Annotated in this window: 26 protein-coding genes; 17 read left to right on the top strand and 9 right to left on the bottom strand. The window is 64.4% G+C overall.

What is annotated here, in order from left to right:
* The first annotated feature begins 11 nt into the window (after positions 1–11).
* Entirely contained in the window at positions 12–1,160 is a 1,149-nt protein-coding gene (locus HMUK_RS08715; RefSeq protein ID WP_015762777.1) for an ABC transporter ATP-binding protein, read from the top strand.
* A 9-nt stretch (positions 1,161–1,169) separates the two neighbouring features.
* Here HMUK_RS08715 and HMUK_RS08710 read toward each other — a convergent pair whose 3' ends face one another.
* The gene (locus HMUK_RS08710; RefSeq protein ID WP_223270946.1) at positions 1,170–1,730 is read right to left on the bottom strand and encodes a response regulator transcription factor; all 561 of its coding nucleotides are present in this window, start codon (positions 1,728–1,730) and stop codon (positions 1,170–1,172) included.
* A gap of 415 nt (positions 1,731–2,145) precedes the next feature.
* Between HMUK_RS08710 and HMUK_RS08705 the strand changes: the two genes are divergently transcribed.
* The 5 genes from HMUK_RS08705 (at position 2,146) to HMUK_RS08685 (ending at position 6,000) form a co-directional block, all read left to right on the top strand.
* On the top strand, positions 2,146–2,460 hold the full coding sequence (locus tag HMUK_RS08705; RefSeq protein WP_015762774.1) for an MTH1187 family thiamine-binding protein: 315 nt from the start codon (positions 2,146–2,148) through the stop codon (positions 2,458–2,460).
* Between the two features lie 28 nt (positions 2,461–2,488).
* Positions 2,489–2,695 carry a hypothetical protein gene (locus HMUK_RS08700; RefSeq protein WP_015762773.1) on the top strand — a complete coding sequence of 69 codons (207 nt, stop codon included), beginning with the start codon at positions 2,489–2,491 and terminating at the stop codon, positions 2,693–2,695.
* A 101-nt stretch (positions 2,696–2,796) separates the two neighbouring features.
* Complete coding sequence (gene mch / locus HMUK_RS08695; RefSeq protein ID WP_015762772.1) at positions 2,797–3,729, top strand: methenyltetrahydromethanopterin cyclohydrolase; 933 nt, start codon at positions 2,797–2,799, stop codon at positions 3,727–3,729.
* Positions 3,730–3,733: 4 nt separating this feature from the next.
* On the top strand, positions 3,734–4,222 hold the full coding sequence (locus HMUK_RS08690; protein ID WP_015762771.1) for a hypothetical protein: 489 nt from the start codon (positions 3,734–3,736) through the stop codon (positions 4,220–4,222).
* 572 nt (positions 4,223–4,794) lie between these two features.
* On the top strand, positions 4,795–6,000 hold the full coding sequence (locus HMUK_RS08685; RefSeq protein WP_015762770.1) for an orc1/cdc6 family replication initiation protein: 1,206 nt from the start codon (positions 4,795–4,797) through the stop codon (positions 5,998–6,000).
* Positions 6,001–6,303: 303 nt separating this feature from the next.
* On the opposite strand, the gene HMUK_RS08680 is transcribed toward HMUK_RS08685, so the two are convergent.
* A complete protein-coding gene (locus HMUK_RS08680; protein WP_015762769.1) occupies positions 6,304–7,977 on the bottom strand; it encodes a GTPBP1 family GTP-binding protein in 1,674 nt (557 codons plus the stop codon).
* Positions 7,978–8,328: 351 nt separating this feature from the next.
* On the opposite strand from HMUK_RS08680, the gene HMUK_RS08675 reads away from it, so the two are divergent.
* From HMUK_RS08675 to arsB, 3 genes are read left to right on the top strand one after another with little or no spacing between them, the layout of a single operon-like run.
* Positions 8,329–8,724, top strand: a complete 396-nt coding sequence (locus HMUK_RS08675) for an ArsR/SmtB family transcription factor (protein ID WP_049940793.1) — start codon at positions 8,329–8,331, stop codon at positions 8,722–8,724.
* Positions 8,724–9,146: an arsenate-mycothiol transferase ArsC gene (locus HMUK_RS08670; protein ID WP_015762767.1), complete on the top strand. Its 423-nt coding sequence runs from the start codon at positions 8,724–8,726 to the stop codon at positions 9,144–9,146. Before HMUK_RS08675 ends, HMUK_RS08670 begins: the two co-directional genes overlap by 1 nt.
* On the top strand, positions 9,139–10,293 hold the full coding sequence (arsB, locus tag HMUK_RS08665; RefSeq protein WP_015762766.1) for an ACR3 family arsenite efflux transporter: 1,155 nt from the start codon (positions 9,139–9,141) through the stop codon (positions 10,291–10,293). The genes HMUK_RS08670 and arsB overlap by 8 nt, the downstream gene beginning before the upstream one ends.
* 19 nt (positions 10,294–10,312) lie before the next feature.
* Here arsB and HMUK_RS08660 read toward each other — a convergent pair whose 3' ends face one another.
* From HMUK_RS08660 to HMUK_RS08645, 3 genes are all read right to left on the bottom strand, one after another.
* Complete coding sequence (locus tag HMUK_RS08660; protein ID WP_015762765.1) at positions 10,313–10,990, bottom strand: HAD-IIB family hydrolase; 678 nt, start codon at positions 10,988–10,990, stop codon at positions 10,313–10,315.
* A 303-nt stretch (positions 10,991–11,293) separates the two neighbouring features.
* On the bottom strand, positions 11,294–12,793 hold the full coding sequence (locus tag HMUK_RS08650; protein WP_015762764.1) for an MATE family efflux transporter: 1,500 nt from the start codon (positions 12,791–12,793) through the stop codon (positions 11,294–11,296).
* Entirely contained in the window at positions 12,793–13,392 is a 600-nt protein-coding gene (locus HMUK_RS08645) for a TetR/AcrR family transcriptional regulator (RefSeq protein ID WP_015762763.1), read from the bottom strand. Before HMUK_RS08645 ends, HMUK_RS08650 begins: the two co-directional genes overlap by 1 nt.
* 159 nt (positions 13,393–13,551) lie before the next feature.
* Here HMUK_RS08645 and HMUK_RS08640 point away from each other — a divergent pair, with 159 nt between their 5' ends.
* Positions 13,552–14,148, top strand: coding sequence for a TetR/AcrR family transcriptional regulator (locus tag HMUK_RS08640; protein WP_049940791.1), 597 nt, complete (start codon positions 13,552–13,554; stop codon positions 14,146–14,148).
* Positions 14,149–14,182: 34 nt separating this feature from the next.
* On the opposite strand, the gene HMUK_RS08635 is transcribed toward HMUK_RS08640, so the two are convergent.
* Positions 14,183–14,743 (bottom strand): J domain-containing protein, encoded by a 561-nt coding sequence (locus tag HMUK_RS08635; protein WP_015762761.1) that lies wholly within the window; start codon positions 14,741–14,743, stop codon positions 14,183–14,185.
* A gap of 60 nt (positions 14,744–14,803) precedes the next feature.
* Between HMUK_RS08635 and HMUK_RS08630 the strand changes: the two genes are divergently transcribed.
* The 3 genes from HMUK_RS08630 (at position 14,804) to HMUK_RS17595 (ending at position 18,609) form a co-directional block, all read left to right on the top strand.
* Positions 14,804–15,007 (top strand): hypothetical protein, encoded by a 204-nt coding sequence (locus tag HMUK_RS08630; protein ID WP_015762760.1) that lies wholly within the window; start codon positions 14,804–14,806, stop codon positions 15,005–15,007.
* 747 nt (positions 15,008–15,754) lie between these two features.
* Positions 15,755–16,963: an outer membrane protein assembly factor BamB family protein gene (locus tag HMUK_RS16760; protein ID WP_015762759.1), complete on the top strand. Its 1,209-nt coding sequence runs from the start codon at positions 15,755–15,757 to the stop codon at positions 16,961–16,963.
* Between the two features lie 1,487 nt (positions 16,964–18,450).
* Positions 18,451–18,609, top strand: a complete 159-nt coding sequence (locus HMUK_RS17595; RefSeq protein ID WP_164731980.1) for a hypothetical protein — start codon at positions 18,451–18,453, stop codon at positions 18,607–18,609.
* Positions 18,610–18,879: 270 nt separating this feature from the next.
* On the opposite strand, the gene pyrF is transcribed toward HMUK_RS17595, so the two are convergent.
* Entirely contained in the window at positions 18,880–19,701 is an 822-nt protein-coding gene (gene pyrF, locus HMUK_RS08625) for an orotidine-5'-phosphate decarboxylase (protein ID WP_015762757.1), read from the bottom strand.
* 160 nt (positions 19,702–19,861) lie between these two features.
* Between pyrF and HMUK_RS08620 the strand changes: the two genes are divergently transcribed.
* Positions 19,862–20,344: a hypothetical protein gene (locus tag HMUK_RS08620; protein WP_018259057.1), complete on the top strand. Its 483-nt coding sequence runs from the start codon at positions 19,862–19,864 to the stop codon at positions 20,342–20,344.
* Between the two features lie 8 nt (positions 20,345–20,352).
* Here the strand turns inward: HMUK_RS08620 and HMUK_RS08615 are convergent, their stop codons facing one another.
* Positions 20,353–20,712 carry a hypothetical protein gene (locus tag HMUK_RS08615; protein WP_015762755.1) on the bottom strand — a complete coding sequence of 120 codons (360 nt, stop codon included), beginning with the start codon at positions 20,710–20,712 and terminating at the stop codon, positions 20,353–20,355.
* Entirely contained in the window at positions 20,712–21,152 is a 441-nt protein-coding gene (locus HMUK_RS08610; RefSeq protein ID WP_015762754.1) for a DUF2240 family protein, read from the bottom strand. Before HMUK_RS08610 ends, HMUK_RS08615 begins: the two co-directional genes overlap by 1 nt.
* 94 nt (positions 21,153–21,246) lie before the next feature.
* Between HMUK_RS08610 and HMUK_RS08605 the strand changes: the two genes are divergently transcribed.
* From HMUK_RS08605 to ppk1, 3 genes are all read left to right on the top strand, one after another.
* Positions 21,247–21,618, top strand: a complete 372-nt coding sequence (locus tag HMUK_RS08605; RefSeq protein WP_015762753.1) for a 30S ribosomal protein S8e — start codon at positions 21,247–21,249, stop codon at positions 21,616–21,618.
* Between the two features lie 508 nt (positions 21,619–22,126).
* On the top strand, positions 22,127–22,828 hold the full coding sequence (locus tag HMUK_RS08600; protein ID WP_015762752.1) for a metallophosphoesterase family protein: 702 nt from the start codon (positions 22,127–22,129) through the stop codon (positions 22,826–22,828).
* A 1-nt stretch (position 22,829) separates the two neighbouring features.
* Entirely contained in the window at positions 22,830–25,316 is a 2,487-nt protein-coding gene (ppk1, locus tag HMUK_RS08595; protein WP_015762751.1) for a polyphosphate kinase 1, read from the top strand.
* Positions 25,317–25,322 lie beyond the last annotated feature (6 nt).

Below are 25,322 nucleotides of genomic sequence, written 5' to 3'. Positions count from 1 at the left end.
GGGGCGGTAGGATGGGAACGCTCGAACTCGACCGACTGACGAAGGTGTTCCATGACGGCGAAGAAGGCGAGATCGTCGCAGTCGACAACGTCGACATCCAGATGGACGACGGCGAGTTCATCGTCGTCGTCGGCCCCTCCGGCTGTGGCAAGTCGACGACCCTGCGGATGGTCGCCGGGCTGGAGACGGTGACCAGCGGCAACATCCGCCTTGACGGACGGGTCGTCAACGACGAGAAACCCCAGAATCGCGACATCGCGATGGTGTTCCAGTCGTACGCGCTGTACCCCCACATGACCGTGGCGGAGAACATGGCGTTCGGCCTGGAGGAGTCGACGACGCTCCCGGACGACGAGATCGAAGAGCGAGTCCACGACGCCGCAGAGACGATGGGTATCGCGGAGCTGCTGGATCGCAAACCCTCGGAGCTCTCTGGTGGCCAGCAACAGCGCGTCGCGCTCGGCCGAGCGATCGTCCGAGATCCGGAGGTGTTCCTGATGGACGAGCCGCTCAGCAACCTCGACGCCAAGCTGCGCTCCCAGATGCGGACGGAGCTCCAGCGCTTGCAGGCCGAACTGGACGTGACGACGATGTACGTCACCCACGACCAGACCGAGGCCATGACGATGGGCGACCGCATCGCCATCCTCAACGACGGGAAGCTCCAGCAGGTGGCGACGCCGCTTGAGTGTTACCACGAGCCCGCCAACCAGTTCGTCGCCGGCTTCATCGGCGATCCGTCGATGAACTTCTTCGACATGGAGCGGGACGGCGACACGCTCGTCGGTTCGCGGTTCGAGTATCCCCTCTCTCAGTCGACGCTCGACGACGTGGGCGAGACCCGAAACGTCACGCTCGGCGTCCGCCCCGAGGACGTCGAAGTCGGCACCGACGAATCGGGCAGCCACACCTACTCGGCGATCGTCGAGGTAGTGGAGCCGATGGGCGACGAGAACACGGTGTATCTCCGGTTCGAGAGCGCACCGGAGGGCGAGACGTTCATCGCGACGATCGACGGCCTCCAGCAGGCCGCCGTCGGTGATCGTGTTACCGTCTCGATTCCCGAAGAGACGATCCACCTCTTCGACGGACGGTCGGGCGAAGCGGTCCACAACCGCCGACTCGACATGAGCGGCGAGATCTCCAGCCCGCCGACCTGATCGGCGCGATCAGTGCGGGAGGGCCTCGTCGTCGATCTCCGACTCGATCGATTCGAGTTGGGCTTCGAGATCGGCAATCTCGGACTGTAGCGCGGCGAACTCCTCGCTGCGTTCGAGTTCCGTGCGAGACAGTTCGGCCGCGAGGACGCTCCGCTTGACGCGTTTCTCGCTCAGCGTCTGGTAGACGTCGTCGTACGCTTCTAGTTTCAACAGTCGGTCGATCACCGTCCGAAGGTCGGACGGCGTGACCGGTTTGACCACGTAGTCGTCGAACCCCATGTCGATGATGTCGAGCGACGGGTCGACGGCGGTCACCATAGCCGTTCGACAGTCGATGGGTGCCGACTGGATGTACTTCAGAACGTCGTCGCCGGACCGTTCGGGGAGCCGGCGATCGAGGAGGGCCACGTCGAGATCGTCGCCGAGACCGTCCACGTGGTCCGTCGCAGTCGCCGCGGTCTCGGCTGCGTACACGTCGTACTCGTCTTCGAGCCCGTTGACGTACGCGTCCAGTAGTTCGGTCTCGTCTTCGAGGACGAGCACCGCAACGTCGTCTGAAACACCCCTCACGAGGGCGACTTTCGTGCCCAATAACCTATACTTATTGGAACGGTACGAGGAGTCGATACAGCGCCCACTCGTCACTGACTGAGGTCGTACACGGTCGAGAAAAACATGGAGTCGGCAACGGTGAGGCGGAGATGGGCGGAGTCGGCGACGGTGTTAGAGGGAGTGTTTCGCATTCCGAACGGTACCACAACCTCCCGCGGTGACGTGGTGATCGCGGTGACATGGTGATCGCGGTCACGTGGTGATCGCGGTGACATGGTGATCGCGGTCACGTGGTGATCGCGGTGACATGGTGATCGCGGTCACGTGGTGATCGCGGTGACATGGTGATCGCGGTCACGTGGTGATCGCGATAATGTGGAATGTTGCCACCGCGTGATCTAAGGGGCGGTGTGTCGAACCGTCAGCTACCAGCATGACCTGTATCGCGTTCCTCTCGGTCGCACCGGTCGTCGAAGAGAGCATGGCGTCGTACGTCGCCGACGCCGTCGCCGCGCTGGAGCCGTTCGACGTGTCCTACGAGACGACGCCGATGGGCACGCTCATCGAAGCCCAGGACAGCAAGGAGCTGTTCGACGCGGCACACGCCGCCCACGAGGCAGTCGAGGCCGATCGCGTCGAGACCTTCCTGAAGATAGACGACAAGCGGACTGTCGACCAGGAGGCCGCCGACAAGGTAACCGCCGTCGAGGAGCACCTCGGTCGGGCGGCCCGGAGCGACCGCGACTGATTTCACGAAGGCCGACACAGGTGTGGGCATGCAATCGTGGCTGACCGTCGCGTTCGGGGCGTTTTGCGTGGTACTCGGCGTCGTCTGGGCGATCAAGCCGGTGGCGATGGGGAAACTCCAGCAGCAGTACCTCTATCTGGGTGCCGGCGGCGACGAGGTCCAGATCAACGAGACGCTGGGACGCGTCGCCGGACTCGTCCTGGCCGCGGCGGGCGTCTATCTCGTCGTGACGTGAGTACGTCCGCGTAACCACAGATAGCGCCCGTCGCCGAACGGCGAGAGCGGGTGCCCGTCGAACACGAACAGTCTTAGGGCAGGGAGCGCCAAGCGGTGGGTATGGAGAGTCTCAATCGGATGGCGACGGAGCTCGTCGACGAGGCGATCGACTTCGCCGACGAACTGACGATCGCCGTCCACGCGCTGGAGGGCGACGCCGCGGTGCTCGATTTCGGTGTCGACGTTCCCGGTGCCGTCGAGGCGGGGCTGCTCGCGACCGAGATACAGACGGCCGGACTGGCGACCGTCCAGACGAAGCTGTCGAGCGTCGCGGGCGCGCCGCTGACCCACGTCGAACTGTCGACCGATCACCCCGCCCTGGGGCTGCTGTGTTCCCAGAAAGGCGGCTGGGAGCTCAGCGTCGGCGGCTTCGAGGGGCTGGGCAGCGGCCCCGCCCGCGCGCTGGTGGCCGAAGAGGAGATCTACAGCCGCGTGGGCTATCACGACGCCGCGGACTTCGCCGTGTTGACGATCGAGGCCGACGAGCTACCGGAGCAGGACGTGGCCGGCCACGTCGCCGAGCGGACCGGCGTTCCCGAGACGGCCGTCTTCCTCCCGGTCTACGCGACGGCCAGCGTCACGGGCAGCGTCGTCGCCGCCGCACGGGCCGCCGAGCTGGCGGCGTTCCGGTTGTCCGAGCTGGGGTACGATCCCGTCTCGATCCTCTCGGCGACCGGCTCCGCGCCCGTCGCACCCGTCGCCGACAGCGAGGAGGCTGCGATGGCCCGCACGACGGACGCGCTGGCCTACGGCGGGCAGGTCCACCTCACCGTCGAGGAGGAGTTCGATCGCTTCGACGAGGTGGTCTCCGTCGCGGCCGAGGAGTACGGCACGCCGCTGGTCGAGGCGTTCGACGACGCCGACTGGGACTTCAGCGAGGTCCCCGTCGAGGTGTTCGCACCGGCGCAGGTGACCGTCGACGTGCTCGGCGGCGAGACCCACGTCTTCGGCGATACCCACGAGGACGTGCTGGCCGAGAGCTTCGGACTCTGAGCGGATGTCTGACCTCCGGTACAAGATCGTCCCGCCGGTCCGCACGGTGCGCTTCCTCCGAGCGGCCGCCGGGACGCTCCCACTGGTCCCCGGCAGCGTCGAGGACTGCTGTACGCGGGTGCGGGACGGAACTGCGGTCACGTCGCGAGACGAAGCACGGGAGTACCTGACGTTCATGCAGGCGCTGGCCCTCGTCGCCGAGACCGACCGCGGATTCCACCGGGTGCGTGACGCGCCGAGCGGCGAGGAACTGGCCGAAGCCTTCCGAGAGCGGGTCTTCGGTGCCCGAGAGGTGCTGGGGTGTGTGGCGACGGAGCCACGGACGCCCGAAGCGGTCTTTACTGCCATCCGAGAGGAGATTCCCCGGTGGGAACGGAACCGCCACGAAGACTGGAAAACCGAGTGGCACGAACGAGGAGAGCGGTTGCTCGGGTGGGCCGAGACGTTCGGGCTGGTGTCTGAGGCCGACGGGCAGTACCGGGCGACGCACTGATCGGCGCGAGGGCTGGCAGTGAGGCGGGCCGTCTGGCCGGTCTCGCTCGCGTCGTGTGAGTCGTTGTCGGGAAGCACACGAAACGTACTCTCCCCACCCGACAGGCCGGTGCGGTCGCGTGAGAAGCACTCGAAATCTACTCTGGGGAGCGACCGAGACGGCGAACGGGCGAGTCAGTAGAGAGTGAGAGGGGATTTCGAGTGCTTTCGGTTGCGAATGAGGGGTGGGGATAGCGGAGTAGCGAGCGGGGGAGTGTGTGGACAGTGTCGACAGGTGGTGATCGTCGACAGGTGGTGGTCATTGGCGACTCGGAATCGACGACGGCTCGTAGTCGTTGATGGTTCGTCGTGTCGGAGGCCAGTCGACCACTGAGTGAGAGTAGCTTTCGAGTGCTTTCACGTGAGTGCGGTGCGACGAAAAATCGGGGGACGGGTGTGTGAGGGGTTCACAGTGGGGAAGACGAGATCGGAAACGATGATCGTCGCCACGCTGGCAACCTCCTGAAGCACGAGAAACAAGAGAAACACGTGAAGTAAGGTTTATGTGGTGGCCACGGTTTGGTCGAACTAACGATGGGTGGTCCCTTCGATGCGATTACGGACACTATCTTCGCAGACAAAAGTGTCCTGACCGAGGACTACCAGCCCGACGAGATCCTCGAACGCGACGAAGAGATCGAGGAGTACCGCAACGCGCTCAAGGACGTGTTGTTCGGCCGGAGCCCCCAGAACATCTTCCTCTACGGGAAAGCCGGGCTCGGGAAGACGGCGGTGACGAACTACATGATGGACGCGCTGACCGAGGAGATCCAGCAGCGTCCGGAGGCCGACGCGCTCCACGTCCACGAGCAGAACTGCAACGGGAAGACGGTGTTCATGGTCGTGCGAGCGCTCGTCAACGACCTCCGCGGGCCGGACGGGGAGACGTTCCCCAAGCGCGGGCTCGGAACCGGCGACGCCTTCGGAGCGCTGTACGAGGAACTCGACACGACTGGCGGTACCCACCTCGTCGTCTTCGACGAGATCGACCACCTCGACGATGTGGACACGCTGTTGTACGAGCTCCCGCGAGCGCGTTCGATCGGCCACATCACCGACTCGCGCGTGGGCGTCATCGGCATCTCGAACAACTACACCTTCCGCCAGCAGCTCTCGGCGAAGGTCAAAGACACGCTGATGGAGACGGAGATCTCCTTCTCGCCGTACTCGGCCGACGAACTCCGCGCAATTCTCGAAGAGCGTGCGGAGAACGCACTGAAAGACGACGGTTACGACTCGTCGGCGATCGCGATGGCCGCCGCGCTGGCCGCTCGCGACATGGGCAACGCCCGGCAGGCGATCGACCTGCTACGCGTCGGAGCGGAGGTCGCCGAGAACCAGGGCGAGTTTCGGGTGACCGACGAACACATCGAACGCGCCCGAGAGCGCGTCCAGCGCGGGCGTCTCAGCGACAAGATCCGCGATCAGACGACCCACGCACAGCTGGTTCTGGAGACGCTGGCTCATCTCGAAGACGACGGCGAGACGCCCGCCCGTGCGAAGGAGATCTACGAGCTCTACCAGAACGTCGCCGAATCGTGGGCGAACGAACCGCTGACGACCGTCCGGAGTGTCCACAGCCACCTCTCGGACCTGCGGATGCTCGGATTTCTCAAACGTTACGAACGCAACGAGGGCCTCAGCGGCGGCCAGTACTACGAGTTCGAACTCGACGATCTCGATCCCGAACTGGTCTTCGACACCCGCGAGGACATCGAAGACGTGGCCGGCGACTCCTGATACTGCCCGCGGTACGTCTGTACAGAATTTCGCGACCCCGTGGTCGCGAATATCTCGAGACAGTTACTCGAAACAGTTACAGCCGGCAGTATGAGTCGGTATCGACTCCGCCCCACACCCCCATCTACACAGCGAAAAGCACTCGAAACCTCCTCTCTCCCTACCACTTCACTCCATCACTCTACTCCACCACCACCCCTCCCCACCACCCCACTACCACCCCACCACCCCGCCACTCGCAAAAGCACTCGAAACTTCCTCTCACTCTCCGTTCTCACCTCACGCCGCAGTCCGACGCCGCCGTCAGTCGTCCGTCTCGACGCTGGTGATCGTCCCGACGCCTTTCGATCGGCCTTCGCGGAAGACGAACCGCTGACCTTCCTCGACGAGGTACGAGCGGAACTTGAAGCGGACCGTAGCCTCGCCGCTGTCGCCGGGCAACAGCTGGCCGTCGGTCGGGAAGAACTGGGCGGCCTCGCTGATCGTCTCGACGTGGACGACCGGCTCGTAGCCGTCGCCGATCCGCGTCGGGTGGTTGAGCACCATAACCTCCGCCTCGAACTCCCTGACCGGGTCCGGGTCGGCGTCGCGGGGGAGCAGAACCATTCCTCGTTCGAGCGCGGGCTCGGTGACGCCTTTGAGTGCGATGCCGACGATGCGGCCGGCTTTGGCCTCGTCGACGCGGTGGTAGTGCATCTCGATCGACCGGACTTCGACCTCGCGGAAGGTGCCGTCGGGCATCGGTCCCAGCAGCAACTCGTCGCCGGCCTCGACCACGCCCGACTTGATCGTCCCGGAGGCGACCGCGCCGACGCCCTGAACGTTGTAGCTGCGATCGACGTACATCCGGAACGCGCCGCTCTCGCCGGCGGTCTTGGGGAGGCGCTCGAACATCGCGTCGAGCTGGTCCATCCCGTCCATCGTGACGGCGCTCGTCGTCACGACGGGAACGACGGTCTCGGAGATCTCTTCGATCGCGGCGTCGACGCCGTGGCGCTCGACGCGCAACGGGGTCTTGTCCACGTCTCGCAGCGCTCGTTCGACCTCCCGTTCGACCTCGGCGACGCGCTCGTCGTCGCCGAGGTCGGCCTTCGTGATGGCGACGATCGTCGGCAGCTCCGTCGCGAGCAGGATGCCCAGGTGCTCTCTGGTCGTCTTGGTCGGTCCGTCGTCGGCTGCCACGGTCAGCAGGCCGTAGTCGAGCTTCTGCCCGACGAGTCCCCGAATGGTGGTCCGAAGCCACGGCTCGTGACCGACGGTGTCGACGAAGCTGACGAGGCGGTCGGACTCCTCGACGACGCGTGCCCGATCGTCCTTGCGGTCGGGGTTGTCCATGCGGACCGGCTCGTCGTCCTCGAAGCCGTAGACGCCGTAGGAGAGATCGGCCGACAGGCCGCGTTCGACCTCGTGGGGCTGCACGTCCAGATACGAGCGAGTGCTTCCCTCACCGTCGTCGGCGCTCCCGGTGACGAGCGTGCCCACCAGCGTCGACTTCCCGTGGTCGACGTGGCCCGCGGTGCCGACGACGATGTGGTCGTCGTCCTCCAGCACGGCACCCTCACGGATCGTCGCGACGCCGACGATACCCTCTGGCGCGGTGTCTGGATCTATGTCTGCCGTCGCCGAGGCACCGTCCGATGCCGTGTCGGCCGTCTGCGATGCGCTGTCGACCCCCCAGGTCTGGACGGCGTCGATGTGTGCGCCGGCCTCGTCGGCCAGCAGCGAGAGCACGTCCATCGACTCGGAGAACGCCTCCGGGGAGATCCCGGCGAGCCCGCCGTCGTCCGTGACGCCGACGACGTAGGTTGCCTCCCCGTCACCGGAGAGGACGCGGTGGCGCAACTGTGCGGCGAGGCTCTCCAGCCGACCCTCGGCGAGGTGGAGGTCTTCGGTGAGCCGCTCTTTGAACTCGACGCTGCCGCCCTCCTGTTCACCGCGCTCGATCGCACGGCGGAGCACGGCCTGGTCGGGGCTCATGCGACGGGGTAACGGACCACAGAATAAAAACCTTCCCCGGGTACGAGGACGTATCCCACCTGAGCGGTCAATAGCGGTCCGTAGGCGACAGTCTGGTGCTCTCCAACGGTGGAACGAAAGTGGCCACCAGTCGGGACCCACCGGCTGATCGGCACACACCCAGCGAACCGGCATAGCCCACGCATCGACACCCACACGGCCCGGCGAACCGATACAGTCCAGCAAACAGTCTCACCGACACCCACACGGTCCGGCGAACAGGCCCTGCCCACGCATCGACACCCACACGGCCCGGCCGGCGCGCGGATCCGCCACCATTATATGAACAGTTGTGCAACCAAACAAGTAGAGATGGCCGAACAATCTGACCGACTGGAGCGACTCCTCACGCGGGAACTCGGCGAGTGCTGTGACGGCGACGTCGAGGACCGCGTCGAATCGATCGAATCGCACGCAGCGACGATCCCGTCGGATCCCGAGGCCGATCTGGCGGCACTGGCAACGCTAAGCAACGACACCCGCTACAGGATCGCACGGCTGCTGTCGGCCGCCGATGAGGAACTCTGCGTCTGTGAGATCAGTCCTGTCGTCGACGTCAGCGAGAGCGCGATCAGTCACGCGCTGTCGGACCTCCGAGAGGCGGGGCTCGTCAGCCGACGCAAGGACGGGACCTGGCGCTACTACGAGGCGACAGCGCGGACGACGGCACTCCTGTCGGCGCTGGACGAGACGCGAGGTGAGGTCTGATGGCCGACGTTCGCCTCGCGTTCGTCTGTGTCCAGAACGCCGGCCGCTCGCAGATGTCGACGGCCTTCGCCGAGCGCGAGCGCGACCGTCGGGACCTCGGTCACGTCGTCGAGATCCGTACCGGCGGCACTCATCCGGCCGACCACGTCCACGAGGAGGTGATCGACGTGATGGACGAGATCGGCATCGACATCTCGGACCGGACACCGCGCGAGATCTCGACCGCCGAGCTGGACGCCTGCGACCACGTCGCAACGATGGGCTGTTCGACGCTCGATCTCGACGCCACGGTCGACGTGCGCGACTGGGCGCTGGACGATCCGGACGGACAGGACCTCGACGAGGTGCGTGCGATCCGCGACGAGATCGAAGATCGGGTCGCCGCGCTGTTCGACGAAATCGAGGCGGAGATCGATGAGTAACGGCGAACACGACCACGGGCCGGACTGCGAGTGTGAGAGCTGTGGAGACCCACGGTCGATGGACGTGCTCGACAAGTACCTCACCGTCTGGATCTTCGGCGCGATGGCGGTCGGCGTCGGTCTCGGGTTCGTCGCTCCGTCGGTGACTCAGCCGATTCAGGATCTCCACCTCGTGGAGATCGGCCTGATCCTGATGATGTACCCGCCGCTGGCCAAGGCCGACTACTCGCAGCTCCGGACCGTCTTCAGCAACTGGCGCGTACTCGGGCTGAGCCTCGTCCAGAACTGGCTGATCGGTCCGACGCTGATGTTCGGACTCGCCGTGATCTTCTTCAGCGGTCTCGTCCCGGGACTGCCCGCTCGTCCCGAGTACTTCCTCGGCCTGGTGTTCATCGGGATGGCCCGCTGTATCGCGATGGTCCTCGTCTGGAACGAACTCGCGGAGGGGTCGACCGAGTACGTGACGGGACTGGTCGCGTTCAACAGCCTCTTCCAGATCGTCACCTACGGGGTCTACGTCTGGTTTTTCGCCCTCTTTCTCCCGCCGGTGCTGGGCATGGAGTCGCTGGTCGCCGGCATCACGACCTTCGACATCACGCCGATGCAGGTGTTCGAGGCGATCGTCGTCTACCTCGGGATTCCCTTTGGGGCCGGGTTCCTGAGCCGCTACGTGGGGACCCGCGTCAAGAGCGAAGCGTGGTACGAGGAGGAGTTCGTCCCGAGGATCGATCCGCTGACACTGGTCGCGCTGCTCTTTACGGTCGTCGTGATGTTCGCCACGCAGGGCGGAGCCATCGTCGCGTCGCCGGGCGACGTGTTGCTGATCGCGGTGCCGCTGACGATCTACTTCGTCGTGATGTTCCTCGTGAGCTTCGGTATGGGACGGGGCATCGGTGCGGACTACTCGACGACGACGGCGATCGGGTTCACCGCCGCCTCGAACAACTTCGAACTGGCGATCGCGGTCGCGGTCGCGGTGTTCGGCGTCGGCTCCGGCGTCGCGTTCGCGACCGTCGTCGGCCCGCTCATCGAGGTGCCGGTCCTGCTCGCGCTGGTCAACGTCGCGCTGTACTTCCAGCGCCGGTACGACTGGGGCGGTGCCACGACCGGACAGCTCGACCGTTCCGGAGCGACAGACGACGATTGAACCGCCGGATCCATCGCGTTCACCGATACGGTTCGACCGCTTCGAGGAACCCCGCGGCGTACCGGGCGTCGGTCCGGCGGTCGGCCGCCGCGGCCGCGTGTTCGTCCGCGTTGGCGACGGCGACGCTCTCGCCGGCCAGTTCGAACGTTGCGACGTCGTTGATCGAGTCGCCGACCGCGAGAAAGTCACCGGGTGCGTACCCGAGTTCCTCGGCGACCGCCCGCAGCCCCGTCCCCTTGTCGACGCCCGGGGACTTGACGTGGTAGGCGTAGCCCGTGTCGATGACGGTCAGACCGTGGGTCTCGGCCAGCTCGTCTAACGGTTCGCGGGGCTGGTCCAGCGAGACGGCGATCTCCGTCTCGCGCCAGCGGTTCGCCAGGTCCACGTTCCCCCAGCCGAGCGAGTGTCCCCGCTCGCGATACGCCGCGACGAAGGCGTCGACGGCCTCCGGATCACCGCCGAACACCAGTTCGTCGCTCTCGCCGACGAAGACGACGCCACCGTTCTCCGCGATCACGCACGGCTCGATGCCGACGAACTGACAGAGCGCGACCGGGAACGGGAACGCCTTGCCCGTGGCCACGACCACCGGAGCCGGCCACTCCGCGAGGACCGTCATCGCACGGGGCGCGACTGCCTGGTCCGGTCCGGTCAGCGTTCCGTCGACGTCGACGACCAGCGGCGGTGTCTCCTGCATACGATCGCTCGGTCGGCGATCGGTATGTCCGTTACGGACGGGTGGGCGTGGGTCCGTCCTCGATCGCCTCGAACGACGGGCGCAGGCGGCGTCGAGGGCGAGCGTCCACCTAGCTGCTCGTCTGGCCGCGAGGGTCCGGCCGAACGCTTCGAGACGGTCCCGAGACCCGTCGTCGAGCCCACCGGTCGTCGAGGACTGGAGACACTCGCGACGGGAGGTGATCGTCGTGCGTGTCCACGAGGGCGTCCAGGCGACGCTCGATCTCCGCCCCGTGATTAGTCGAGACGCGTCCGTCGACCATGGTCAGTCGTCCGTCGTCGCGGGCTCCATCCCCGCGTCGTCGAGGTCGATTCCGTCCTCGGTGAGATCGTTGTCGCGCCACGTCCCGCGACGATACCACCCGTAGGCGATCACCGCACCGGCGACGTTCGAGATCGCGAAGGAGAGCCAGATCCCGGTCTCGCCGATCTCGCCGGCCGCGAACCACGCGATGGGGAACCGGATGACCCCGAGCATCAGCACGGAGATCGCCGCAGCGGTGAGCGTCTTGCCGGCCCCGCGGAAACTCCCCGTGTACGCCCGCATGATTCCGATAAAGCCGAAGGTCAGCGCGACGTAGCGCAGGAACTGCGTCGCGACGGCGACGACTTCGGGATCGGTCGTGAACACGTCGGCGATGGGTGCGGCGACGAAGAAGACGAGGATCCCCGCGGCCGAGAGCACGCCGAAGAGGACCGTCGCGGCGAGCCCGGTCGCTCGCTGGGCCCGGTCGGGTTTGTCCGCGCCCATGTTCTGGCCGGTCATCGTCTCGACGCCGCGGGCGACGGCGATCGCCGGCAGGAAGATCACCGAGAACACGCGCGTCCCGATGCCGTAGGCGGCGACGACGGCGTCGGGGAAGAACGCGACGATGAACAGCAGGAGGTTCATCGACAGCGCCCGCCCCATCCCCTCGACCGACGCCGGCAGGCCGATCCGGACGAGCCGCGGGAGGTAGTCGAGATCGGGCACCATGTCGCCGAGGTGGATCTGGACGCCCCGCCTGCCACGGAACATGATCGTGAGGCCGACGACGAGTGCGACCGCCCGCGAGAAGATCGTCGCGATGGCCGCCCCGGTGATGCCCGATCCCGTGTAGCCCGTCGCCGCCAGCAGCGTCGCTTCGAGGCTCCCCAGGTCGAGCATCGAGAACAGCGGATTGCTCTCGAAGCCGAAGATCAGGAACGGGTCGATGACGATGTTGAGCACCACCGACCCGAACATCACCACCATCGGGGTGATGGTGTCGCCGTAGCCCCGCATGAGCGCGATGAACACGGCGAAGCCGAACATGAAGAGCAGTCCCAGCGAGATCAGTTCCATGTAGCTCGTCGCCAGGGGCAACACGTCCGCGGACGCGCCCATCACGCCGAGGAACGCCTCGACGGCGAAGAAGCCGACGACGCCGAGCACGACCGACGCGATAGCCGCGAAGGTCACCGTCTGAGAGGCCGCGTACTCCGCCTCTCGCTCCTCGCCGGCACCCGTGTACTGAGCGACGAGCACGCTCCCGGCGACGGAGATGCCCATGCCAAGCGAGATGAGCAGGAACACCATCGGGAACGCGAAGCTAATCGCGGCCAGCGCGTCCGTGCTGTACTGGCCGAGCCAGAAGGTGTCCGCGAGGTTGTAGGCCGTCTGGAAGAGGTTCGTGATCACGATCGGCATCGACAGGAAAAAGAGGGGCTTGCCGATGCTCCCCGAGGTGAGATCGAACTCCTCGGGACCTTTGAACAGCGCTCGGATCCGGTCGAGCAGTCCCATCAGTCCGCGACCCCCGTCGAACCCGCTGCCAGCAGATGTCGCTCGGTGTACTCGGTGAGCGCGGCGTACAGACGGTCCGACGGAGCACCGGCGGCGACTTCTCGCGTGTGTGCGCCCGTGATCGTCGCGGTCAGAAACTCCGCCGCGACGGCCGGATCGACGCGGTCGTCGAACACGCCCGTTTCGACGCCGTCCGCGATGGTCTCTCGGAGCTGTTCGAACAGCAGTTCGTCGAACTCCGCGAGACGGTCACGGATTGCATCGTCGTACGGTGCCTGTGCCGTCACTTCGAGCATCGCCGTCCGAAACGCCTGCTGTGGGCCGTCGGGACCGTCGTCGAACGACACGTCGAACAGGGCGTCGAGTCGGTCCCGCGGCGAGCCTTCGTCCACGTCGGCCAGGCGCTCGGTGTATCGGTCGTACAGATAATCGAGGAAGGCGACGAACAGCTGGTCTTTGTCGTCGTAGTGGTAGTGAATAGAGGCGGTGCTCCTGTCGGCCTCGGCGGCGATGTCCTGCACGGTGAGATTCGCGTAGCCGTGGTCACAGAGGGCGCGATACGTCGCGTGTAGAATCTCGGTGGCTGGTTCGTCCTCCATGTCGGTCGATATCTGACTTACTGACTGTTTAGTCAAAATCCTTTGGAAGCGGACGGCGACCACGGCCACGGCGACACGACGACGACGGTTGGCCGAAGATTGACCGATGACTGTTCGGCGGTCAAAAGCGTTATGCGGGACTGGCTATACGTTATAGCAATGGCCGAACCGCCGGACCGATCACTCTCGGAGTCGGACGAAGCGATCATGCGCGCGACCTATCGCGCGCTCCGAGACCACGGCTACGCCGACCTGACGATCAAGCGCATCGCGGAGGAGTACGGCAAGACGACTGCCGCCGTACATTACCACTACGAGACGAAAGAGGACCTCCTCGCGGCGTTTCTGGACTACATCCTCGATCAGTTCGCGGCGGCAGTCCACGACGTGGAGACGACGGACCCCGAACAGCGGCTCGACTTACTGATCGATAAGTTGATCGCCGACGCGGAGGACCACCAGGATCTGCTGATCGCGATGCTGGAGATGCGCAGCCAGGCACCCTACAACGAGACGTTCGGCGAGCGGTTCCAGCAAAACGACGAGTACGTCCGCTACATGCTCCGGACGGTGATCGACCACGGCGTCAGGGAAGGGGTCTTCTCGCCGGTCGACTCCGAACACGTCGCACGCGCGCTCATGACGATCGTCGACGGCGCTCGCACCCGAGCGGTCGTCCTCGACGAGGAGGACACCCTGGCGACCGCACGCCAGACGGCAGCCGAGTACGTCGACGCCGTGTTGCTCGACGACTGAGGGGTCGGTCTGGCACCGACGCTCTCCGCTACGGTCAGTCGTTCAGCCGCTCGTAGGCCTCTTTGACCCGTTTGAACGACTGCTCGTCGCCGCTGTCGGTGTCGGGATGGACCTCTTTGACCTTCTGTCGGTACGCGGCCTTGACCGAAGACTGATCGGCACCCGGATCGAGGCCGAGCCGGCTGTAGGCCTCCGTCGCGCTGATCTCGTCGCTCGCCGACGGTGCGCGGGCCCGTCGCTCGCGTCGCTGGCGCTGCCCCCGCTGTCTCCGCGAACCGCCGGTCTGTCGGGCACGCGCGCCCCCGCCTGCCCGACGCGCGCTCGCACCGTCGCGCGGCGGTTCCCACTCCTCGCGTGGACCAGCGCCGGTCCGTCGCTGTCGACCGCCGTCGACCCTGGCCTGCCGTTCGACCCGCCGGTAGACTCGGTTGGCCATCCGCCCGCTGGCGTGGTAGTAGACGAAGTACGTCGCCGCGCCGAACGTCGACGCGAGAACGAGGACGGCGGGGCTCTCGACCAGGCCCACCACCGTCAGGACGACGGTCAGTCCACCGAGCACGACTGCCAGCCCCGTAGTGAGACGGTCGTACTGCACAGTCGGGGTTCGGGACCCACGACCGTAAGCCTCTCGCCGCTCGGTGTGTTATCGTGTAGCATGAGCGTCACCGGACTCTGTGAGATCTGTGAGAGCGCGACCAGCGAGGACGCCTGTGACCTGTGTGGGAGACAGGTCTGTGAGAACCACTACGCCGAGAGCGACGGCATCTGTACCGCCTGTCTGGGCGACGCCGGGAGTCGGCCAGATCGACAGCCGACATCGGACGACCTGCCCGACGGCGTCGACACCTACGAGTTCTGAGACGGATCATTGTAGATTGTTGCTACCGAACAATTCGATATGGGTTTGCACTTTCCGGAGGTCACGCACTGTTCCACCGTATTGCAGAGTCTCTACGTCACTCACAGGGTAGTCGATCCGGTCAAGACGTGGTTTCTGAGGCTCGATAAGTGGTGCGAACGTACCCACGGAGAGCGTGACTGGAAGATGGATTCTCGCGTCGACGGGCCGCTCGCCGACGCCGTCGCAAGCGATTCGGCCACGTCGCCGGCCTCGTTCCATCGACCCCCCAGGGGTTCAGGGGTTATTGCGGGTCGACGGAAATGGTGAAGTGAGTTCCGGCAGGATAGCCGCTATGGCCTCCAAATCGGCCATGTTTCAGACGGACCCTTGGGCGGCTGACGCGCCGGCTACGCGGAGACCCTCCGGACAGAGGCCGACGGTTTCAGACGGACACTGGAGCGGCCGAATCGATTCGAGACCCGGTGCCGATCGTCGCCGTCGACAATCTCGAACAAGCACTCAAAGAGTGATCGCTACACTGTCTGTAGATTCAACAAGGCATCTCTTAGCTAAAGACGGATGCTCTTTGGATTACTACTGGTTCAGTCGGGAGAGCGCGGCCCATCACTTGGTAGTACCCTGTATCAAGGTCGACTTATCGAACGGCACCGGCATTGGTGATCCCTTCACATGGAATCAGCTTATCCGAACGCTTCCTCTGTGGGATAGAAACAGTGATACATTTCGGTCAGAAAGACTAATCACATGAAAAGAAGGACATTTATCTCGGCATCTATCGCCAGTTTAGCCGGTTGTACGACACCGCAACTTAGAAGCGAGTCTCGATCAAAGCCCGCGAACTCCAGTAGTAAGACGATTGGTGAAGCGACGCCGATCGGTTCGATATCCGGAACATGGCCGACGACACACCGGACCAACGCTCGAACTGCTAACACTCCTGAATCACCGGATTTGCAACTGAGCTGGGCCACAGCAGTAAGCGGATCAGTAACACAACCTCCATCTCAACCACTGCTACGAAAAGGCATCCTCATTCAGACCCAAGCCCGGACACTCTATGGTTTGGACCCAAAGACGGGGGAACAACTCTGGAAAACCAATGTTCCAGAAAGCACGCGGATTCAAACCCCGCCTACAACGGGCGAAGCGACTGTATACGTAACACTTGATGATAGTGTTGCGGCCTACGATCTCCACACAGGGGAGGAAAATCAAAAGTATACCATCCCGGATCACAGTACCCCTGTAACTGCGATTCTTGAAGTTGCAGACGACCTGTTTGTTGGCATCAATCAAGACGGAGAAGGGGCGCTCGCACGGCTCACTGAAAACTCAGGGACACGCGTCTTCAAAACTGCGGGGATCCCTCGCAACCTGGCATCCAACCGTAACTTGATCGTCGTGCGTACCACAAGTGCGATTCAGGCGTTCTCGAAGGCTCAAGATGAGCTTGTATGGACCTACCATGGCGTCAACGGATCACATCCGGGTGATGTCCCGCTTATCACCAACAGGTTTGTTGTCTCTGGTAATGGTGGCGGGTCAGTCATCGTTCTTAATTTGTCATCTGGACAGGTGGCCTGGCAGGCGGAAATTCAAGGAGTGCATGCGTTCTCCCCCACGAAGTCTGACAGCCGATTATTCGTTTCTGATTCTGATGGGTATCTTCAGGTGTACTCGATCGAGACAGGGAATACAGCATACAAGCTCAAGATACCTGCTGAAGCAGATATTCCAGGAATTTCTGCGGGAAATATGGACCGCTCGGCTACCCTTGCAGGCGGCAGTGTTTTGATACCCAGTTCAGATGGACAGCTTGTGACAGTGAAGGCTGCGAATGGTAGAGTAAAGTCGTCGCAAAGATTTCGGTGGCGTGTCGCAAGCCCACCGGCCATTGTCGATGGTGTGGCAGTCGTGAGTGCACCACCGAGAGTGTACGGATTCTCCGCGTAGCAGGGACGAACGGGAATTCAGAATTTTATAGCCAAGATTTTGTATATTATCCTTCTTCTACCAGTTTATATCTGACAACTTATTTTGGCCTTTTAGATATCTACACTTGTCCGGCAATAATTACTTATTTATATGTCTAAATGGTTGTTATTAATGAGTTATAGACGACTCTAATTGGAAACCCCGGCATCGAACATTCCTCAGAACCACCGCGGCCGCCGCAGGTGGCTTTGTAGCAACAACCGGCTTGGCTACTGCTTCCTCAACCGACGAGGTAAGTGGCCTTATCAAACGAAGTCGGGACAACCCTATCACCCAAGGGGACATTCAGGAGTTGCACCGAGAAGTGGAGCAAGACTACAATGAAAAGTTCGGCTCTAAAACATCTCTCACGCTTCAACCAACCGAGTCGGAGAATCAGACTCTCGTCTCGTACGCGATTACTGTCGACCAAAGCGGGGTCGCCAAACGGTATCGCGGCACTGTCTCCTCCACTCGCTCTCGCTCAAGAAGCTCAACAACTACTACGACAATCGAGAGTCAGTCGAAGACTGTCGACTCAGAAAGTGCCCAACGGCACTCCTCTGCACAAAACTTCGTACAGAACGGGGGGCACATCCAATCCCCGAGTAGGATCACCACCGGCTCCAGCAATGGCGGCATCAGTGCCGAAGACGTAACCGATCAGGGCGATTTCAGCGAGTGGGGATCTTCAACGACAGAATTTGGGGACTGTGAAGGAGGCAAAGTTGTCATGACTTCTTCTGTGTACACACACTCGACAAACGACACCCTTTGGGGGCTAGGCACTACTACGCAGGTAATTCCCGGTAGGAATACGACCTGCGACTCCGCCGGGACGACCGACTACAGTATGGCTAGTCACCAGTGGGGTAAATCCCACGCCTCTGACCCTACGATTGTCAACCGAGCGCCAACTGGAACAGAAGATGGGACATGGTCAGTATCTGGCGGCATCAGTGTATCAGTAGGTACTGATACAAGCGGAAGCGGGTCTCTATCGGCGTCGTACTCACAACCCGACCTGTATTTCTCCTCAAGTGGAAGCACAGAGGCCACGGAACTCAATTGGAGTTATAACTCATCCTCTCATGATATCACCTGGCAAAAGGACTACCTCTCTCTTTGCGACCTAGGTGATGACACCGACTACAGACAAAGAATTACGGCCGACCACTACGAGGCCGGCTTCAACTTCGGACCCGACGCATCCAATACGCAGTACTGGTATGCCGTTCCCAACGGAGAACTATAGGTTCTTTTCGCTTATTTGTTCTTTTTGTTGGTGACCCGCGAGGATCCGATCAAGAGCAGTACATTGAGTTGAGGAGCGTATTCGAAGTTCTTCGACTGCACGCCACCGGGAGATTCGCTCCGTCCTCACAGCGTTCGGCCGGACGCCGTGCGGTCGACCGGGCAAGCAGCGACAATATCCGTATGTGACGGAACGTCGTCGTTGCGGATCCGTGAGTGGTTGGAGGGCCACACGGGACGACAGCGGGGCGGTCGGTGCCGGCGGAACCGTGGTGGAGGGGGAGCGGCGAGGGTGGTGGGTCCGGACGGAAGGCGGCTGTGGGCTGGCGGTCGGTGACGAGGAGCCCGGCCGATTGGACGGCTGCGGGTGACGGGCGGGAGCGACCGACGGCGGCGACCGACGAGCGCGGTACGGTGGGTGGGTTTGGAGGGATGGGGATGTCAGCGGGGACCTCGTCGGTTGGGACGGGCGAGCGTGGGATCGGTCGGGAGCGAGTCTGTCGTCGTGCGGCACTCGAAGCAAAGCGCCACGTCATCGTATAAACCGGCCCACGACTTCAGACCCGGAATGATGGCCGAAGTATTTATATACCTGAATCGTGCGGAAAGCCGTAGACCGGACGTTCCGACAGCCCTCCGTATCAGTCCCGGTGTTCGTTCAGTCGCTCTTTGAGCCGGCGGGCCGCCTGCTCGGCAGCGCCGAAGTACGCGTCTTCGTCGGTGCCCGCACCGCGGCCCGCGTCTTCGCCGGCGAAGATGATTCCGCGAGAGGAGTTGACGAGGCCGACGCCGTCGGCCAGGCCGTGCTCGACGGCCGCCTCGGCGTCGCCGCCCTGCGCGCCGACACCGGGGACGAGGAAGGGAAGGTCGGGGACCACTTCGCGAATCGCCGCGAGTTCGTCGGGGTTGGTCGCGCCGACGACGAGGCCGACGTTGCCCCGCTCGTTCCAGGCCTCGGCCAGCGTCGCCACCCGCTCGTACAGCGGCCCGCCCGACGCCAGCTCGAGGTCCTGTAGGTCCGCCCCGCCGGAGTTCGACGTTCGACAGAGGACGAAGACGCCGCCGTCCTCGCGCTGGAGGAACGGAGCCAGCGAGTCACCGCCCATGTAGGGGTTGACAGTGATCGCGTCGGCCAGCTCGAGTGCCGTGGCGTACTGGCGAGCGGTGTTCCCGATGTCGCCCCGTTTGGCGTCCAGCAACACCGGCACGTCCTTGCCGTGGGCGTAGGCGATCGTCTCTTCGAGCGCGCGCCAGCCGTCCGCGTCCTCGTAGAAGGCGGCGTTGGGCTTGTAGCAGGCCGCGTGTTCGTGGGTCGCGTCGATGACGCGGCGGTTGAACGCCCAGCGGGGCAGCTCCGCGTCGGCGACACAGTCCGGCAGTCGGTCGGGGTCCGGGTCGAGACCCACCGAGACGACGCTGTCTGCGACCGCGATTCGCTGGCCGAGTCGATCGAAAAATCCCATGGCCGATCTGGCGTCGGCGACCGACACAAGCGTTTCCTTCCGTGCCGGACCCCCGATCGTCGGCCCGGTTTTCATCGGTCGATCGCCGACGGGGTGGCGTGTTATGATTTTTGATACGGGGACCGGGGTCTATAAATCGCTGGCTTCCGTCGGCCCGCCTATGGACCGTTCGCTCGACATCGAGCACGTCGCCCGGGAGCTTCCGGACCTCGACGCCGTGCTCGATGATACCCGTCTCCGCCCGATCGGCCTCGTCGGCGGCTTCGCACTCGTGTTGATCGGGGCCCTGCTCGGACTCCCGCTGGCAAACACCTTCTGGACCTCCGTCGTCTCCGGCGTGCTCGTGTTCGTCGGGATCCCGCTGTTCTCAGTCGGACTGGCGGCCCCGGAGCCGGACGACGGCTGGGAGATTTTCACCCTCGGTGTCGATCTCACGCGTGAACAGCGCCGCATCGTCGGCATCGGATCGCTGCTGGTGGTCTTCTCGCCGATCACCGTGGCTCTGCTGGGGCCGATACTGGGCTTTGCCACGGCCGTCTGGCTCGCGGCCGCGGCGCTCGCGGTGCTTGGCTCCGTGCTCATCCTCACCGGGTTCATCGCCTGGACCTCCAGGAAGCTCGTCGAATCGCCGGTCTCGCGGTAGCTCCGGGCCTACGCGGCAGTGATCGCGACGAGTGCGTCGACGGCACCTTTGACCGCACCACCGTGCTCGATCCGGACCACGACGCCCTCGTCTCCGCGCTCGACATCGATCCCGTCTGCCGACTCGAACGCCTCGGGCAGCGAGCCGTCGACGGACAGAGTCGCACCGTCGGGAAAGACCGTCACGGTCCCGATCCGGTCGCCGTCGATCGCGACGCCGTAGGCCGCAGTTCCGTCCGCCGTCGGTTCGACCTCCGGCGTGGCATCGACGACGTCGATCCGGTCCAGCGGCGGCGTTTCCAGTCCCGTCAGCTCCGACGCGAGCAGCTGTGCGACGCGTTTGCCGTCGGTGATTCGATCCTCGACCATCACAGATCACCTCGTGCGCGCTCGGCGAATTCGGCCACGTCGATCCCCCGTCGACGGGCGTAGACGACGGCGGCAGCCTCCAGGGTGACGCCCAGCTCGTCCTGGAGTCGGTTGATCGCCGCGACCGCCGACTGTTTGTCCTCGCCGTGCTGGACGACGGCGGCGAGGACGCGCTCGAACGTCGACCGCTCGCGGAGGATCGACTCGTCGGGGGCGAAGCCGTCCGGCAGCGAGACCTCGGAGGGATCGAAGGCGACGACGAGGTCGTCACCGTCGCGCTCGACGAGCCCCTCGCTGGCGGCCACGTCGACGAGACGCTTGGCCTGATCCGGCGAGAACCAGTCGCGATCCAGCGACAGCGCGACGACGAACTCGCTCTCTCCGAGTCGGTCGCTCCCGTCTCTGGCGAACGGTGCGGCGACGGCGCGGCGGAGACTCATCGCCGAGACGTGTGGCTGGGCGGCGTATCAGGGTGTCGGTCGCTGGCGGCTCGTCATCGAACGCTTCAAGTAGCCGCTGGGCTATCGCTACCGTATGAAAGATCAGGGACGCTCCACACGCAAGCGGACCGGCGGTCGCGTTCGCCCGTCGCGCAACAAGCGAAAGTACGAACTGGGCAACGAGTCCACCGAGACGACCGTCGGCGACCAGAAGCTCAAGACCGTCGACGCCCGCGGGAACACCGAGAAGTTCCGCGCCGTCACCACCAACGTCGCCAGCGTCGCAGACGGCGGCGAGGTCGTCGAGGCCACCATCGAGGACGTCGTCGAGAACGCCTCCGACCCGAACTACGCTCGCCGAAACATCGTCACCAAGGGTGCGATCGTCGAGACCAGCGAGGGCCGGGCCCGCGTCACCTCCCGCCCCGGTCAGGACGGTCAGGTCAACGCGGTCCTGATCGAGTAATCCGTACAACCGTTTCGATCGTCTCAATATAGTAATAATTGAAACGATTTACACAGCGATCGCACTGCCGTCGTGCGATCGGGTGTACATTGATTTTCAATGGCTACTATAGCTCTCGGTAGCGGTCCGGACACCTCTTAGCGACGCTTTTAGGCCGTCCCGGCAGATCCCTAGGTGGCGTGTGTTCCCCACGCCGCGGACCGTGCCCGATCCGCGGTCGTCGACACGCCACCCCACGAGCCCGGGGTATCCCGTCACGTCACGCCATCCCAGTCGGGGCCACCAGACCCCACTTTTCGGCCGCCGTGGGACGACGGTCACCTGCGGGACGCGTCGGAAACCGACGGCAGTGGCCATCGAAAACCGACGCCCGATCGCACGATGGCGGTGTGATCGATGCGGACAGCGTTTCGATTACGATACGTACCGATATGTACCGCTCTGGAGTCCAATTATAAACCAGTTACAACGGCGCTCGTCTCGGTCCGGACGATTCGGACAGGACACGATGACAGCAACACTCTCATTCGAACCAACCGTCGCGAAACAGCACCGTCAGATCGACGTGTCCCGCTGGGACGAGGTGTACGTCGTCGGCGACGTACACGGCTGTGCGGAGACGCTCGAACGGCTCCTCGACCGACTCGACAACGGCCGGAGCCTGTTCGTCTTCGTCGGCGACCTCGTCAGGAAGGGGCCGGACAGTCGACGCGCACTGTCGCTGGTCCGGGAACGGGACAACCTGCTCAGCGTCAGGGGCAACAACGAGCAGAAGCTCCTCGACGGCCGGGCGTCGCTCGACGCGCTCGACGACGACGACCTGGCCTTCGTCGAGTCGATGCCTCTCGTCGTCTCCTGGGACGGCGCGCTCGTCGTCCACGGCGGGATCGATCACCGCAAGCCACTGGCCGAGCACAGCGCCGAGGAGCTGCTGAACAACCGCTCGCTGGTCCCGGACGGCGGCTACGACCGGCCCTACTGGTTCGAGACGCGAGACGGCGGCCGGACGGTGTTTTTCGGCCACACCGTGCTGGCACAGCCGTTCGCCACGCCGTGGGCAGTCGGGCTCGACACCGGCTGTGTCTACGGGGGACAGCTGACGGCCTATCGGTGTTCGACCGGGGAGTTCGTCTCCGTCGAGCCACCGGAGACGTACGTCGAGCGCAGCGCCGACAGTATCGTCGATCCGCGTCCGATGGTGGAGGAGTGAGATGGGCGGCGAGCGCGACCCAGCCGGCGTCGGTATCGAGCCCTTCGAGCCGGACGACGTGGACCTCGCGGATCCGTCGCTGTACCTCAACCGCGAACTCAGCGAGCTGGAGTTTCAAAAGCGGGTGCTCCACGAGGCCGAGGACGAACGAACGCCGTTGCTCGAACGGGTCCGGTTTCTGTCAATTTTCACCCGCAACATCGACGAGTTCGTGATGAAACGGGTCGGCGGCCTCAAACAGCAGATCGAGGCCGGCGTCACCGACGCCACGCCCGACGGCCGAACGCCGCTGGAACAGTGGCGCGAGATCCACGACGAGCTGCGACCGATGCTGGCCGCCCAGACTGCGTGTTACCGGGAGACGATCAGGCCGGCGCTGGCCGATGCCGGCATCGAGATCCTCGACTACTCGTCGCTGTCGGCCGACGAGCGAACGCGTCTGCGGACGTACTTCGAGGACTCGGTGCTGCCGACGCTGACGCCGCTGTCGTTCGACCCGGCCCACCCGTTCCCGTTCATCTCGAATCGGTCGCTGTCGCTGGCGATCGTCACGCGCCAGTCCCCCGGCGAGGAACTGACGTTCACGCGGGTGAAGATCCCGCCCAACCGGCCGCGACTGGTCGAACTCGAAGCCGGTGCGCGATACGTCCCGATCGAGGCGGTGATCCGAAACAACCTCGACGTACTCCTCCCCAACGTCGAGATCGTCGACACGGCGCTGTTCCGGCTGACGCGCAACGCCGAGGTCAGGCGCGACGAGGAGATCGCGGAGGACCTGATCGACATGATCGAGGAGGTCCTCGAACAGCGGCGGTTCGCGTCCGTCGTCCGTCTGGAGATCGAGACCGATGCCCACCCGTTCGCCCGCGAAACGCTGCGGGAGCAACTGGAGCTGGACGAACGCGAGATCTACGAGCGGGAGGGGCCCCTGGACTACCGGGAGTTCGACCGCCTCGTCGACCTCGACCGGCCGGCGCTGAAACGAGACGCCTGGACGCCCAGACCACACCCGCAGCTGACCGCGACCGACCGGACCGCGATCGGCGAACACACCACGACCCACCAGAGCGTGTTCGAGCGGGTCGGCGAGACGGACATCCTCCTCCATCACCCGTACCACGACTTCACCCAGACCGTCCAGTCGTTCCTCCACGAGGCGGCGACCGACCCCGACGTGCTGGCGGTGAAGGCCGCGATCTACCGGACGACGAGCGACTCACAGGTGATCCAGTCGCTAATCGACGCGGCCGAGAACGGCAAGCAGGTGGCGGTGATGGTCGAGCTGAAGGCCCGCTTCGACGAGCAGAACAACCTCGAATGGGTCCGGACGCTCGAAGAACACGGCATCCACGTCGCCTACGGAACGATCGGGCTGAAGACGCACACGAAGACGGCGCTGGTCGTCCGCGAGGAGGACGACGGTGTGGAGCTGTACTCTCACGTCGGCACTGGCAACTACCACTCCGAGACCGCGAAAGGCTACGTGGATCTCGGCCTGCTGACCGCCGATCAGGACATCGGACAGGACCTCGTGGCGGTGTTCAACTTCTTCACCGGTCCCTCGCTGGACGAGCAGTTCCGGAAGCTCCTGATCGCGCCGGTGACGATGCGCGAGCGGTTCACGCGGTACATCCGCCGGGAAGCCCGGTACGCGCAGGCGGGACGCCCGGCCCGGATCGTCGTCAAAGTCAACGGGCTCGAAGACCCGGCCATCGTCGAGGAACTGTACCGCGCCGCGATGGCCGGTGTCGACGTCGATCTGATCGTCCGCGACATCTGTCGGCTACGTCCCGGCGTCGAGGGCGTCAGCGGGAACGTCGACGTGTACAGCCTCGTCGGGCGGTTCCTGGAGCACTCGCGGATCTGCTACTTCGAGAACGGGGCCGCACCAGATGACCCCGCGGCGGCCGACACGGCGGGCGATCCGCGCTACTTCATCGGCAGCGCCGACTGGATGACCCGGAACCTCGACTACCGGGTCGAAGCGGTCACGCCCGTCGACGACCCGACGATCCGGCGACAGCTGAAGTTCGTGCTCGAACTGACGCTGGCCGACAACCGCCACGTGTGGGAGATGCAGTCCGATGGAAGCTACGAGCAGCGACGGCCTGGAGACGAGTCGGCCGTCAGTACGCAGGACGTGTTGATGGAACAGACGCGGGCGGCCGCGAGCCAGGACGAACCGGTTGCCGGCCTGATCGAACCGTACCCGGTCGACGGCGACCTGCTCGTCGAGGCGGGGCCACCCCGGAGCGCCGATTCCGAGACGGGACGCGGCGAGGACACGGACGTGACGGACGACACCGAGACACAGCTTCCCTCCGAAACAGACGGCGGGTCGCCGTGGATCCTCGATCGACACGAGGACCGCTGGTACGAGCCCGACAGCCGGACTTACGAGTACGCCGTCCGGACGCCGGACGGAGAGCGAGTCTACCGAAAGACCGCGGCTGGAGCCGCTTCGGCGCTCCGCCAGTACTACGAGTAGCCGAGG

The organism is Halomicrobium mukohataei DSM 12286, from assembly GCF_000023965.1.
Classification (GTDB): domain Archaea; phylum Halobacteriota; class Halobacteria; order Halobacteriales; family Haloarculaceae; genus Halomicrobium; species Halomicrobium mukohataei.
The sequence above is the reverse complement of the archived record's forward strand: the minus strand, read 5'-3'. Positions and strand labels throughout refer to the sequence as shown.

Coding starts and splice junctions, on each gene's coding strand:
- HMUK_RS08715 (WP_015762777.1), top strand. CDS start 12: ATGGGAACGCTCGAACTCGACCGACTGACGAAGGTGTTCCATGACGGC.
- HMUK_RS08705 (WP_015762774.1), top strand. CDS start 2,146: ATGACCTGTATCGCGTTCCTCTCGGTCGCACCGGTCGTCGAAGAGAGC.
- HMUK_RS08700 (WP_015762773.1), top strand. CDS start 2,489: ATGCAATCGTGGCTGACCGTCGCGTTCGGGGCGTTTTGCGTGGTACTC.
- mch (WP_015762772.1), top strand. CDS start 2,797: ATGGAGAGTCTCAATCGGATGGCGACGGAGCTCGTCGACGAGGCGATC.
- HMUK_RS08690 (WP_015762771.1), top strand. CDS start 3,734: ATGTCTGACCTCCGGTACAAGATCGTCCCGCCGGTCCGCACGGTGCGC.
- HMUK_RS08685 (WP_015762770.1), top strand. CDS start 4,795: ATGGGTGGTCCCTTCGATGCGATTACGGACACTATCTTCGCAGACAAA.
- HMUK_RS08680 (WP_015762769.1), bottom strand. CDS start 7,977: ATGAGCCCCGACCAGGCCGTGCTCCGCCGTGCGATCGAGCGCGGTGAA.
- HMUK_RS08675 (WP_049940793.1), top strand. CDS start 8,329: ATGGCCGAACAATCTGACCGACTGGAGCGACTCCTCACGCGGGAACTC.
- HMUK_RS08670 (WP_015762767.1), top strand. CDS start 8,724: ATGGCCGACGTTCGCCTCGCGTTCGTCTGTGTCCAGAACGCCGGCCGC.
- arsB (WP_015762766.1), top strand. CDS start 9,139: ATGAGTAACGGCGAACACGACCACGGGCCGGACTGCGAGTGTGAGAGC.
- HMUK_RS08660 (WP_015762765.1), bottom strand. CDS start 10,990: ATGCAGGAGACACCGCCGCTGGTCGTCGACGTCGACGGAACGCTGACC.
- HMUK_RS08650 (WP_015762764.1), bottom strand. CDS start 12,793: ATGGGACTGCTCGACCGGATCCGAGCGCTGTTCAAAGGTCCCGAGGAG.
- HMUK_RS08645 (WP_015762763.1), bottom strand. CDS start 13,392: ATGGAGGACGAACCAGCCACCGAGATTCTACACGCGACGTATCGCGCC.
- HMUK_RS08640 (WP_049940791.1), top strand. CDS start 13,552: ATGGCCGAACCGCCGGACCGATCACTCTCGGAGTCGGACGAAGCGATC.
- HMUK_RS08630 (WP_015762760.1), top strand. CDS start 14,804: ATGAGCGTCACCGGACTCTGTGAGATCTGTGAGAGCGCGACCAGCGAG.
- HMUK_RS16760 (WP_015762759.1), top strand. CDS start 15,755: ATGAAAAGAAGGACATTTATCTCGGCATCTATCGCCAGTTTAGCCGGT.
- pyrF (WP_015762757.1), bottom strand. CDS start 19,701: ATGGGATTTTTCGATCGACTCGGCCAGCGAATCGCGGTCGCAGACAGC.
- HMUK_RS08620 (WP_018259057.1), top strand. CDS start 19,862: ATGGACCGTTCGCTCGACATCGAGCACGTCGCCCGGGAGCTTCCGGAC.
- HMUK_RS08615 (WP_015762755.1), bottom strand. CDS start 20,712: ATGGTCGAGGATCGAATCACCGACGGCAAACGCGTCGCACAGCTGCTC.
- HMUK_RS08610 (WP_015762754.1), bottom strand. CDS start 21,152: ATGAGTCTCCGCCGCGCCGTCGCCGCACCGTTCGCCAGAGACGGGAGC.
- HMUK_RS08605 (WP_015762753.1), top strand. CDS start 21,247: ATGAAAGATCAGGGACGCTCCACACGCAAGCGGACCGGCGGTCGCGTT.
- HMUK_RS08600 (WP_015762752.1), top strand. CDS start 22,127: ATGACAGCAACACTCTCATTCGAACCAACCGTCGCGAAACAGCACCGT.
- ppk1 (WP_015762751.1), top strand. CDS start 22,830: ATGGGCGGCGAGCGCGACCCAGCCGGCGTCGGTATCGAGCCCTTCGAG.